Below are 11,775 nucleotides of genomic sequence, written 5' to 3'. Positions count from 1 at the left end.
GTGGATGAGCGAGAGGAAGAATGACGAGTTCATAAACTACGAGCTCCAGGAGTTCAAGCTCTTCGAGCCCCTGTTCAAGTGGGCCAGGAAGAAGAGCCTCTGGATAGTGGCCTTCTGTACCGGATGCGGCGGTATCGAGATGCCGCCGCTGGCCACCGCCAGGTACGACTTCGAGCGCTTTGGAATAATGCCCAACCCGGCACCGAGGATGGGTGACCTGTTCCTCATCACGGGCTACGTCACCCCGAAGACCCTCAAGAGGATAATCATAACCTACGAGATGATGCAGGATCCCAAGTACGTCATGATACACGGCTCATGCCCGATAAACGGCGGAGTCTACTGGGACTCCTACAATGTGGTCAAGCAGTTCGACAAGTACCTTCCGGTTGACGTTGCCATAGCCGGCTGCATGCCGAGGGCGGAGGCAGTCATGGACGGAATAATGGAGATAATGCGCAAGATAGAGGACGGAACCGCCGACGGCTGGAAGAGGTACAGGGAGAACTACGAGTACTACAGGAAGAATCAGGACGAACTGTTCGGTGAAGGATGGCGTGAGAAGGACGCCAGGAGGTGGCTGGCATGGATATGAACGAGAAGCCCAAAGTCGAGGAGAAGGTTGAGGAGCAGAAGCCCCAGGAGGTTCCGGAAGTGGAGGCTCCAAAACTCCCTGACACTAAGGAGGGGAAGCTGGTCGCAGAGGTGCTTGAGAAGGCCCCCTATGCCGAGGGCAACGTCAGACGCGAGAGGCGCGTTGAGTTCAAAGTCCCTGCGGACAGGATAAAGGAGTTCCTTGAGCTCGCGAGTGAGAAGTTCGAGATGCTCATCCAGATAAGCGTCGTTGACTGGCTCAAGGAGGGCGAGTTCGAGCTCGTCTACCAGCTCTGGAGCGTCAGTGAGAGTGTCCACGCATTCGTGAGGACGAGGATACCCAGGGAGAACGCAAAGATGCCGACCGTCATGGACATCTGGCCGGTCGCCGAGACCTACGAGAGGGAGGCCCACGAGTTCTTCGGCATTATATTCGAGGGCAACCCGAGGCTCGGTCCGTTCATCCTCGAGCCGAGGGAGTACGAGAAGCATCCGCTCAGGAAGGACTTCAACATGCTCGGCTACGTCAAGACTATCTACGGCGAGGATTTCGACAGATACGACGAGAGCAAGACCAACTACGTGATATGAGGTGAGGATAATGGCAAATTTGGAAGTCCCGAAGGAGCTTAAGAAAGAGGCAAAGGCACACGATATGTATCTTCACCCAATTGACAAGGATACCTACGAGCTGTTCTTCGGTCCGCAGCACATGGCGACCGAGAACTTCAGCATAATCCTCAAGATGGACGGCAACAGGGTGGAGAAGGCCATCGTCAACCCGGGTTTCCTCCACAGGGGATTCGAGAAGCTCGCAGAGCAGAGACCCTACTTCACCAACATCGCCCTGCTCCTTCGTATTTGTGTTCCAGAGAGCGATGTGCCGGAGAACATCTACTCCATGGCCGTTGATGAGATAGTCGGCTGGGAGGTTCCCGAGAGGGCCCAGTGGATAAGGACGGTAGTCCTCGAGATGGCCAGGATGAGCGCGTGGATGTTCTGGATAATGGGCTTTGGAAACGAGATAGGTCTCTACACCGCCGGCCAGTGGGCAGCTGCCTACCGTGAGAGGTTCATGCGCCTCTTCGAGGAGCTCACGGGAGGCAGGGTCTACCACATCTACACCGTGCCTGGAGGAGTCAGAAGGGACATACCCGGCGACAAGTGGCTCCGCCAGCTCAGGGACACCGTCGAGTACATCAAAGGCAAGATGAAGGACTTCGATGAGATACTCTTCGACAACTACATCACCTTTGAGAGGACTGAGGGAGTAGGAGTTATGGACAAGAGGTTCGCGCTGAAGCACGCCGTCACCGGTCCGAACCTCCGCGCTGTGGGTGTTCCCTACGACGTCAGGAAGGACGACCCGTATCTGCTCTATCCGGAGCTCGAGTTCGAGGTCCCGGTGCTCAAGGAGGGCGACAGCCTGGCCAGGATCCTTGTGAGGAGGTACGAGATGGAGCAGGACCTCTACATCCTTGAACAGCTCCTCGACATGGGACCGCCGAGCGGACCGTACATGGTGAAGGACGCCAGGCTCAAGGCCCTGCCGAGGTTCAAGCCGCCGAAGGGAGACGCCTACGCCCACGTCGAGAGCACGAAGGGAGACTTTGGCGCTTACGTCGTCAGTGACGGAACCCACAAGCCGTACCGCGTCCACGTCAGGGGACCGAGCCAGAGCCACGGTGTCACGGTGCTTGAGGAACTGCTCAAGGGAGCCCGCCTTGCGGACGTTCCGGTCATCCTGAAGACCCTTGACAACTGCCCGCCGGACATAGACAGGTGATGAAAATGGAGAGCGTTGAGAAGCCAAAGGTTAGGGTCGTCGGCGAGGAGAAGGTCAAGCTCAAGAAATCATTCGTCAAGCCGTGGATGGGCATCAAGTACCTCTTCAAAAAGCCGGTTACCATCAAGATACCCTTCGAGCAGATAGAGCCGGCACCAAAGTACAGGGGATTCCACACGCTGAACTGGAAGACCTGCGTCGGCTGTAACTTCTGCGGCCAGATATGTCCAGCCAGGGCTATAGAGATGACATGGATGGAAGTAGATGGCAAGATGGAGAAGAGGCCGCACCCGAAGGTGGACTACGGCAGGTGCACATTCTGCCAGTTCTGTGTCGACGTCTGCCCGACCGGTGCCCTTGACTTCACCGAGAACTACTACCTCACCACCGGCGGCCTGGAGGAGGACCTGGAGCTCTACGACTGGGTGCCCATAGACCCGAAGAAGGTCAAAGAGCTCAACGAGAAGTTCAGGGACTACCGCTTCCCGGTGGTCAAGATCGAGAAGCTGGAGGACGGTACACACATCTACCACCTCCGCGACGGCGACAAGATAGAGTTCAAGATACTCGGCTACGGTCTGAGGCCGCCCAAGAAGCCGACGCCGGCCAAGGCCCCTGAGAAGAAAGAGGCTGCCAAACCGGCCGAAAAGAAGGAAGCTAAGCCTACTGAGAAGGCTGCGGAGAAGAAGGGAACCGAGTGAGCGTTTTTTGTTATTCTCCCCTTTTCTATTCTCCCGGATCGCCGTACCGGTATCAGCCTCCCAGCGTAACCCTTTAAAGTTATAATCGCACACAACTATCGGAGGGAGGCAATGTGGCTGTGAGTCTGAAAAATGAAAAGAACTACGGGTTGATAGGTTCGGTTCTTGTGCTCGCCGGGGGATTCCTCGGGATAATCCCGTACATCGGGACGTTCATGGGGGCCATCTCCCTCGTCGGGCAGGTGCTTATTCTGCTCGCCCTCAAAGGGATAGGTGACAAGCTGGGAGACGACAGGCCCTTTAGGTACTACCTTTACTCAGTCATCGCTGGAATAGCCGGACTGATACTGGCCGCGGTTCTCGTTATAATCGGTGCCCTGTCCATACCATCGTTCGTTGAGAATGGGGACTCCGTATCCCTGGTTGGCATCAGCCTTCTCGGCACGGGATTGCTGGTGCTCCTGGCCGCGGCAATAGTCGGCATATACTTCACCATCAGGGCCTGGCGCGCTACGTACGAACTCACCGGCGTCGAGGAGTTCGATAAGACCGCCACGTGGCTCATGTGGGGTGCGATACTGGCGATAGTCGTCATTGGCCTCGTCCTGCTCCTCGTCGCGGCGGTGTACCAGATACTGGCCTTCGCCAACCTTCCGGAGGAGCTGGAGCGTTCAAACGAATCCGGAACACTGGTTATTTCCTGATGCATTAATTTTTTTAAGAGTTGATGTTGATTTCATATATGGTGGTACAATGATAGTAAGGGTTGAACGTGAAAGGGAGATGGGAATGTGGGGGCTCCTCCTGGCCCTAGTCAGCGGCTTCATCCCGTACATTGGAGCGATACTCTCCATAGTGGGCTTCATCCTCGTTCTCATGGCCCTCCACGGCATAGGGGATAAGTTCAACAACGGCAGACCCTTCAGGAACTATCTCATCGGTGCGGTCTTCAACGTCATGGGCCTGATAGTTCTCGTGATCTTCGTCCTCGGCGCCGTTGGCTTAACATCGCTCCACGAAAGCTCAACCTTCCACGGGGAGGGCGTTCAGATGGTCACCCCCGGAGAAAACGCAGAGTTCATAGAAAACGGGGATGAGGCCTCACTCGGGCTTATCCTGCTGGGGGCCTTTACGATGCTGGTCTTCATCGCCCTCGGAGCCTACTTCAAGAGCCGCGCCTGGGCGGTGATGTACGAGATAACTGGGGTTAAGGAGTTCAATGACGCCTCGACTTGGATGAAGTGGGGTGCTGTAACTTTAATCGTCATCGTGGGCGCAATACTCCTCCTTATCGGTAGGATAATGGCCATCATGGCCTTCAGTAAGATGCCGAAGGAGATTGAAACGGGACAGGCAGAGGGCCCAGTTCTGGTCGCCTACTGATTTTCTCTTCTTTTTCAGACAATAAAAAGAGAATCAGAGGAGCCTGTCGAGCACTATCGCTGTGAGCGCTCCGACCGCCATTCCAGACTCAAGGATGCTGGCGACTATCTTCGGGAAGGCCGCCAGGAACTCCGCCGGGAGCTGGGGCGCGCCGAGGCCGGCTATCAGTGCGGCGGCCAGTATCAGCGTGTTCCTGTCGTTGAACTCGACCCTCTCCTTTATCAGCCTCAAACCTGTGACGCTTATCATTCCGTACAGTGCCAGGGTCAGGCCGCCAAGAACCGGGGCTGGCATTGAGGCGAGAACCCCTCCGAACTTCGGAACCAGGGAGAGGAGGATCAGAATAACCGCCCCTATCTGCACCACGTACCTGCTCCCTACCTTCGTGAGGGCCACCACGCCTATATTCTCAGAGTAGCTCGTCGTTCCACACGCGCCGAGGAGGCCAGCTATCGAACAGGCCAGGCCTTCGCTGCCGATTCCCCTTGCTATGTGCTTGCCCGTTATGTCCGAGCCCGTGACGGTGGCTATCGCGTGGTAGTCCCCGACGCTCTCTATGATGCTCACCATGAAGGCGAAGAGGAGCAGGACTATCGCCGTGGTGTCGAATATCGGCTCGCCCCACGGGAAGGGCCTTGGGACGCTCACGATGGGCAGGCTCTTTACGAGCCCGAAGTCCGTGAGGCCGAGGGGAACGCTCACCAGGTATCCCACGGCTGCCCCCACAACGACCGGCATCGCCTTTAGACTTCCCTTCGCCCGCAGGGCAACGAAAACCGTCGTGAGGAAAGTTATGACCGCGACCAGGGTTGCCCTGGCGATGGTTCCCCCGGATGGGTCTGCGTAGAAGTTGAAGAAGTTCTTTATCGCAACGTCGGCCAGGCTGAAGCCTATCAGCGTTATCGTGACGCCCGTGACCAGCGGAGTGAAGAGCTTCCTGACCTTCCCGATTATCCCGAGCCATCCGATGGCGGCCTCTATCAAACCCCCAACGATTAGCGCACCCTGAACCGCAGCCATTCCGAGGCTCGAGCCAATCGCTATGAGGCCTGGAATAAAGGCGAAGCTTGAGCCCTGCACTATCGGGTAGCGGGAGCCTATCGTCGTCTGGAGCAGCGTTGCGATGCCCATCGCCAGCAGAACAGCCTGTATCATGAGGGCAATCTCAGAGCCGCTCAGACCAACGGCGCCCCCAACGACCAGGGGCACGGTGACGGTGGCACCGAACATCGCGAGAACATGCTGAAGGCCAAAAACCAAAGCCTTTGAAGGTTCAACCTTATCCTCGATTCCAACCTTCAGTACCGGTCCTTTCATGGTTTCCAGGGTTTCCATTGAAGCCCGCTCAAGCTGTGTAGGAGTTTGTTTAAAAAGTTTTCGGAGAAGGAAAAAATAAACATACTTATGTCAATCACCAGCCCTGAACCTTCGTCAGAACCTCGTCCGGAACCTTACCATCCTCCACGTCGGCTATCGCCCGCTCCAGCCTGTCGAGGCCCTCCTCGAGGAGTTCCTCCTCTATCGTGAGGGGCGGCTGAATCCTCAGCACGTTGCCCTGCAGGAACGCCAGCACGAGTCCGAGCTCGTAGGCGCGCCAGACGACCTTCCTGGCCTCCTCGTAGGCCCTCGCCTTGGTCTCCCTATCCTTAACGAGATCAACGCCGAGCATCAAGCCGAGGCCGCGAACGTCGCCGATGAGCTCGTGTTCCTCCTTCATCTTTTCGAGCCTCTTTCTAGTGTACTCCCCAAGCCTCTCCGCCCTCCTGAGCAGGTCCTTCTCCTCTATCTCCTCGATAACCGCCAGGGCCGCCCTGCTCGTCACGGGATTGCCGCTGAGGGTGAAAGTGTGTCCAAGCGACGGGAGGGAGTCCATGACGTCGGAGCGCCCTATTATCGCGCTTATGGGCAGTCCACCGCCGAGGGGTTTGGCTATCGTTATGACGTCGGGCGTGACCCCGAAGTGCTCTATCGCGAACCATTTGCCTGTTCTCCCCATGCCGCTCTGAACCTCGTCCACTATGAGGAGAATTCCGTGCTCGTCGAGGATCCTCTTGACCCTCCTGAAGTAATCCTGCGGCGGAACGACCATTCCGGCATCGCCCTGTATCGGCTCGGCGAAGAGAGCGGCCGTTCCTTTGGCGTAAACCTCTCCCTCGAACTTCTCCTTAATGTAGGAGACGCACTCCATTTTGCAGGTCTTTGGCTCCTTCCCGAAGGGACAGCGGTAGCAGTTGGGGTACGGGATGTAGTGGACACCGCTCAGCTCACCGACTATGGAGCGAACCTCGAAGTCGAGGCCCGTTATACTCATCGCGCCGTAGGTTGCCCCGTAATAGCTCCTGAGGTAGCTGAGTATCGTTCTCCTCCGCGTGTAGGCCCTCGCGAGTTTTATCGCCCCATCGTTGGCGTCGCTTCCGCTCGTACCAAGGCTGACCTTCGGACTATCAATCGGTGCTATCTCGGCGAGCTTCTCGGCCAGGAGGAGCGGCTCAACCGGGAAGCCGTAGATAAACGTGAAGTGGATCAGTCTGTCTGCCTGCTCCTTTATCGCCTGGACAACGCGGGGGTTGTTGTGGCCGACGTTCTGAACGGCGGCATCGCTCAGGAAGTCTATGTACTCCCTGCCCTCAATGTCCCAGACGCGGGCGTTATCCGCCTTAACACCCACTATCGGGGCGTAGGTGACGCGCGCTGACCTCGGAAAAACCCTTGAATAGCGCTCCAGAACTTCCTCCTTGTTTCCGGGATAACCCATGTTCCCACCGTATGCTATACGCGCTTGGAATTAATAGCAATTTCGCCAGAATTTTGCTAATTTCGTAGAAAAGGTTAAAAGAATAGCGAAATATTGACAAGAATTGGGGTGAGAAAATGCGGACTAGTGAGCACCTTGACGAACTGGACAGGATGATACTCCACATCCTCCAGGAGGACGGGCGGGCCAGCTACTCCGAGATAGCGAGACGCCTCAAGGTGCCGGAATCGACGGTCAGGCTCAGGGTAAAGAAGCTCGTCGAGAGGGGTGTTATAAGAAAGTTCTCCGCGCTCATAAATCCCTTCAAGGCGGGCTACTCGATAGTGGCTTTCATAGCGGTCGACGTTGAGCCGAGCAGGGTCAAGAAGGCCGCGGAGGAGCTGAGCAAACTGCCGGAAGTGGATGTTCTCGGAATCGCCACCGGAGCGCACGACATACTCATGCAGGTGACCGTCAAGGACCTTCAGGAGCTCGAGAGCTTCCTCATAGAAAAGCTGGGAAAAATAGAGGGGTTGAGGAGCACGGAAACGTCAATCCTGACGAGCGTGAGGAAGTGGGGCTACGCGAGGGTGTTTTAGGTCACCCTCTCGAGCCCACCTTTTTTGACTATGTAGGTGTCCTCGTGCTTTACCGCTCCCTCCGGAATCATGAGGGGCGGGTGTATTATCGTAAGAACCATGTTCTCCTGGACTTTGGTGGCCCTCTGCGGGACGATGATAGTGGTTATAGGAGGCTCCTCGATTAACAGGCCGACGCCGTGGGTGTAGCCGGCTATGTAAGCTTCCCCAAAGCCCCTCTCCCTGAAGAAGTTCGCGAGTTTCTTCTCGATGGTGTTCAATGCAACGCCAACCCTCGTCTCCTCAAGTGCAATCCTGTACGCCTCCTCCTTAACCTCGATGGCTTCCCTGACCCTTTCGCCCGGCTCTCCTACAACGAAAGTCCTGGCCATGTTCGCGTAGTAGTGGTTCCAGTCGGCTCCTATAACGACGGTAACAATGCCATTTTCGGGGACCCTGAGGTCGCGGAAGGGCTCGGCGTGAGCCCTCGGCGTCGTTGAAACGTAAACCTTCGGGTCTTCACTGCCACTGAGCATGAGCTCCCTTACGACTTCAGCCGCTATCTCCAGCTCGCTGAGGCCCGGCTTTATGACCTCCTCGGCGACCTTCATGCCCCGCCCTGCGATTTTTCCAGCTTTCCTGATGTTGTCTAGCTCCCAGTCTTCCTTTATCATCCTCAGCCCCATCGTGAGGTCGAGGATGTCCACTATCTCGATGGTCGGGTTGAGGCGCTCGAATATCTTGAGGAATATGAGGTAAGCGTCGCGCTCTACCCCGAACTCAAGGCCGACCCGTTCCATGCCGTTCCTGTGGATCCAGCTCACGACGCCAGCCATCAGGTCCTCTACCTTCTGGAACTCCACGACGTTCTCGATCCAGCTCTTCTCCCTGAAAAGCTCGGCTTCACCTTTAACAACGTAAACCACTGGCTCTCCCTCGGCCGGGATAAGGAGACTCGGCCGGAGCCACTTGGTTCCGGTGAAGTATATGAAGCTGGAAAGGGTTCTTATCACTGCCCCGTCTATCTCGTTCTTCCTAAGGAGTTCCTGAAAGCGCTCCACACGTCTTTTGAAAATTTCGGGATTCCCACGCATTTACATCACCTTGATAACGAGGAATGCCATGTCAAGGCTTCCCCCGTTGGAAACCGCATGCGGCACTTCCTTCGGGAGATATACGGCGGTTCCCTTCTTAATCTCTGCCCTTTCGTCGCCGACCTCCACGATGCCCCTGCCCTTGAGGACGTAGAGGAAAGCATCAACCGGCGTTGTGTGTCTCTTCAGACTCTCTCCCGGTTTCAGGGTTATGTAAAATATCTGGGCACTTTTCTCATCCATCAGCTTTCTCACATCCACTCCGTGTGGGTTGTCCACCCGCGGGGCGTCCTCAACTCTAACAACGATCATCTCAATCCCTCCAGTCGAGCAGTCTCTTCTCGCCCTCGATCTTCTTATATGGCTCGATGTCCATGGTAATCTCCAGCGTTCCCAGGTAGTTCCCGTTTTTGTCAAAGAGGGGCACGTATTTGATGTAAACGTACTTCGGACCGAGCCTGAGCCAGAAGGTTGCCTCCTTCTTCCTGCCCTCCTTGAAGGCCTTGAGTATCTTGTTGACGATGTGAACGCTCTTGGGCGGGTGGCAGAGCTGGACGGGCCTCCCGAGCACGGAGGGAGTTCTGGCGAATATCCTTTCGCCGGGCGAGAAGAAGCGAACGCGGTCGTCCTTGTCTATGAAGGTCACGTCAACCGGCAGGGCCTCAAAAATCGCTTTAAGCTCTTTCAGGCTGAGGAAGCCCGTTCCAAGATCTATATCGCCCTCCCTCAGGAGCCGGCTCTTGTCGAACTCCAGCGGCCTGCCCTTCAATGCCTGCTGAACCTCCTTTGGAAGGTTCAGAAGCTCCTCAACGCTCAGTTCGGGATTGATTTCCCAGGGATGGAGCGGTTTAACGTCCTCGCCGGGATCCCAGGCGGGCGGGTCGACCTTGTAGTAGCCAATCTCATCCTCCTGCTGACGGATAGCTTTCCACTCGCCCTCGCTCAGGAGAGCTTTAAGGGTCGGGTAGTAGATGTTGTTCTCCCTGAAGACCATGTCGCTCAGCGCGAAGGAGGCCTCGCCCGCCTTTTCCTTAAAGCGCTCGACGAACTCTTCCCAGGGCATCTCGTCCCTCTTCCTCAAAAGCTCTGCAAGCCTTTTTATCATGAACCTGATTTCGTCATGCTTCGTCCAGAGAACTGTTGCTATCGCGGTCAGACCTCTGCGCTCAATGTAGGGGAAGGTGAGCATCTCCTCCCGATTGTAGTGGGTGAAGCCAACCCTCTTGAGGTTGCCAACGAGCTCCTCCAGAACGCCGAGTATTTCCTCCCTCATGCGCTCGTCCTTGGTCGTTGCTAGGGTTCTTGCGTAGAGGTTGAGCATCTCGGAGTCCTTCATTATCTCCTTGTTTTCGAGGTAGAGCGTCTTGAGCGGATGCCCGTCGGGAAGGTCTTTCTCCTCAAGTTCCTCCGTTCCCTTAACGGCTTCCCTGAAGAGTTCGACGTGCAGGTCACACATCTTCGCTATATCCTTGGCCGAAATTCCTTCCTTCACGAGCTCCTGCTCTATGATTGGAATCTCAAGGGGCGAAATGCCGCTCAAAACTTGGCGGAATTCTTCCTTGAGCTTATTAACGTCCTCTCCCTCATGAATTCTGAGAAGGAGTTTCTTCAGCTGCTCCTTCTTGTATTCGCGATTGTTCAGCAACTCAGTCATTTTCATCCCTCCCTAACCTTGTTTATCAGCAGGTTCGTCAGCCTGACGAGTTCGTTATAATCACCCATCCCGGGCCTCGCGTGGACGTCAAGCGTACCCAGGAGCTCGAGGTTTAACCCCTTCAGAACTTCGAGGAGAGCCTCATTGCTCTTCCCGTGCCACCCATGGGAGCCGATTATCAACGCGTACCTGGCCGGCGGCCTGAGGGCTTTTACGAGGTATGCGGCATGAACTGCCAGGGGGTGGGCCCCTCCAAGTACGGTGGGCGCGGCGAGCACTATTGCCCTCGAATCCACAAGGTCTTTGGCTATCTCCCCTATGTCCGAGTTCACAAGGTTGTAAACGACCACCTCTATTCCCTCGGCAGTTAAGCGGGCCGCGAGTTCCTTCACGATCCTCTCGTTGGTGCCGTACATGCTCACGTAGGCTATGAGCACCTTCTCCCGCGTTTCACCGCCGCTCCACCGCTCATAAGCTTCAATTATCCTCCCAGGGTTCCTGTATATGGGCCCATGGCTCGGGGCGATCATCTCTATCTCAAGTCCCTCAATCTTCTGAAGTGCTTTTCTCGCCATGACCGAGAAGGGCATTATTATCTCGCCGAAGTATCTCTGGGCATGTGTCAGGAGGTCTGGCACATCATCATCGTAAAAGCCCCTTGCGAGGTGGGCCCCGAAGAAGTCGCAGGTAAACAGTATTTTATCCTCCACGAGGTAGGTGAACATGGTCTCTGGCCAGTGGAGCCACGGGGCCTCTATGAACAGCAGCGTCTTTCCACCGAGGGAGACCTCATCACCGTCCTTCACGACCATGAGCCTGTCTTCCGGCACATCATAATAGGCCCTCGCTATGTCCGCACCCTTCTTCGTCGCAACCAGCACGGCCTTTTCATTCCTCTCCAGCAGGTACGGAATCGCGCCCGAATGGTCGGGTTCGGCGTGGTTCATAACTATGTAATCAATATCCGCCACGTCCGCTATTTCGTTTATCTTCTCCTCAAGCTCACCCTCAAAACCGGGGTTCACCGTGTCTATGAGGGCGGTTTTCTTGCTTCCCACGACCAAGTAAGCGTTGTAGGAAGTCCCCTGAGGCAGGGGAATGAGGGCATCGAAAATTTTCCTGTCCCAATCCTTGGCCCCCACCCAGTGGACACCACTGGTTATCTCAACGGTTTTCATAATATCACCTTCATGACGAGTGTCATACTGGGTACTTTTAAGCGTTTCTGGGCAGATTTGCCCAACAACCTTT

General features: G+C 56.0%; 13 protein-coding genes. 7 read left to right on the top strand and 6 right to left on the bottom strand.

The window, feature by feature from the left end; genetic code table 11:
• Positions 1-4: 4 nt before the first annotated feature.
• The 6 genes from APY94_RS05460 to APY94_RS05435 all read left to right on the top strand — a co-directional run bounded on the left by APY94_RS05460 (position 5) and on the right by APY94_RS05435 (position 4,464).
• Positions 5-595 (top strand): NuoB/complex I 20 kDa subunit family protein, encoded by a 591-nt coding sequence (locus tag APY94_RS05460; protein WP_058938669.1) that lies wholly within the window; start codon positions 5-7, stop codon positions 593-595.
• On the top strand, positions 586-1,185 hold the full coding sequence (locus APY94_RS05455; RefSeq protein ID WP_058938668.1) for an NADH-quinone oxidoreductase subunit C: 600 nt from the start codon (positions 586-588) through the stop codon (positions 1,183-1,185). Before APY94_RS05460 ends, APY94_RS05455 begins: the two co-directional genes overlap by 10 nt.
• Before the next feature lie 10 nt (positions 1,186-1,195).
• Positions 1,196-2,380 carry an NADH-quinone oxidoreductase subunit D gene (locus tag APY94_RS05450; RefSeq protein ID WP_058938667.1) on the top strand — a complete coding sequence of 395 codons (1,185 nt, stop codon included), beginning with the start codon at positions 1,196-1,198 and terminating at the stop codon, positions 2,378-2,380.
• 5 nt (positions 2,381-2,385) lie between these two features.
• On the top strand, positions 2,386-3,081 hold the full coding sequence (gene nuoI, locus APY94_RS05445) for an NADH-quinone oxidoreductase subunit NuoI (RefSeq protein ID WP_058938666.1): 696 nt from the start codon (positions 2,386-2,388) through the stop codon (positions 3,079-3,081).
• A 113-nt stretch (positions 3,082-3,194) separates the two neighbouring features.
• Positions 3,195-3,785, top strand: coding sequence for a DUF996 domain-containing protein (locus APY94_RS05440; protein WP_058938665.1), 591 nt, complete (start codon positions 3,195-3,197; stop codon positions 3,783-3,785).
• A 49-nt stretch (positions 3,786-3,834) separates the two neighbouring features.
• Positions 3,835-4,464, top strand: coding sequence for a DUF996 domain-containing protein (locus tag APY94_RS05435; RefSeq protein ID WP_058938664.1), 630 nt, complete (start codon positions 3,835-3,837; stop codon positions 4,462-4,464).
• A gap of 33 nt (positions 4,465-4,497) precedes the next feature.
• Here the strand turns inward: APY94_RS05435 and APY94_RS05430 are convergent, their stop codons facing one another.
• Together APY94_RS05430 and APY94_RS05425 are read right to left on the bottom strand one after the other, a co-directional pair.
• Positions 4,498-5,799, bottom strand: a complete 1,302-nt coding sequence (locus tag APY94_RS05430) for a uracil-xanthine permease family protein (RefSeq protein ID WP_058938663.1) — start codon at positions 5,797-5,799, stop codon at positions 4,498-4,500.
• 76 nt (positions 5,800-5,875) lie between these two features.
• Positions 5,876-7,219, bottom strand: a complete 1,344-nt coding sequence (locus tag APY94_RS05425; RefSeq protein WP_058938662.1) for a leucine/methionine racemase — start codon at positions 7,217-7,219, stop codon at positions 5,876-5,878.
• A gap of 116 nt (positions 7,220-7,335) precedes the next feature.
• Between APY94_RS05425 and APY94_RS05420 the strand changes: the two genes are divergently transcribed.
• On the top strand, positions 7,336-7,797 hold the full coding sequence (locus APY94_RS05420; RefSeq protein ID WP_058938661.1) for an Lrp/AsnC family transcriptional regulator: 462 nt from the start codon (positions 7,336-7,338) through the stop codon (positions 7,795-7,797).
• Here APY94_RS05420 and APY94_RS05415 read toward each other — a convergent pair.
• The 4 genes from APY94_RS05415 to APY94_RS05400 are packed head-to-tail and all read right to left on the bottom strand — an operon-like array spanning position 7,794 to position 11,702.
• Entirely contained in the window at positions 7,794-8,870 is a 1,077-nt protein-coding gene (locus tag APY94_RS05415) for a M24 family metallopeptidase (protein ID WP_058938660.1), read from the bottom strand. The two genes, APY94_RS05420 and APY94_RS05415, sit on opposite strands and share 4 nt — an antisense overlap.
• Positions 8,871-9,182, bottom strand: a complete 312-nt coding sequence (locus APY94_RS05410) for a cupin domain-containing protein (protein WP_058938659.1) — start codon at positions 9,180-9,182, stop codon at positions 8,871-8,873.
• A gap of 1 nt (position 9,183) precedes the next feature.
• Positions 9,184-10,524, bottom strand: a complete 1,341-nt coding sequence (locus APY94_RS05405; RefSeq protein WP_058938658.1) for a DUF438 domain-containing protein — start codon at positions 10,522-10,524, stop codon at positions 9,184-9,186.
• Positions 10,525-10,526: 2 nt separating this feature from the next.
• Positions 10,527-11,702 carry an FprA family A-type flavoprotein gene (locus APY94_RS05400; RefSeq protein WP_058938657.1) on the bottom strand — a complete coding sequence of 392 codons (1,176 nt, stop codon included), beginning with the start codon at positions 11,700-11,702 and terminating at the stop codon, positions 10,527-10,529.
• Positions 11,703-11,775 lie beyond the last annotated feature (73 nt).

This window comes from Thermococcus celericrescens, from assembly GCF_001484195.1.
GTDB classification, from domain to species: domain Archaea; phylum Methanobacteriota_B; class Thermococci; order Thermococcales; family Thermococcaceae; genus Thermococcus; species Thermococcus celericrescens.
This window is presented reverse-complemented; position numbering and strand designations above follow the sequence as displayed.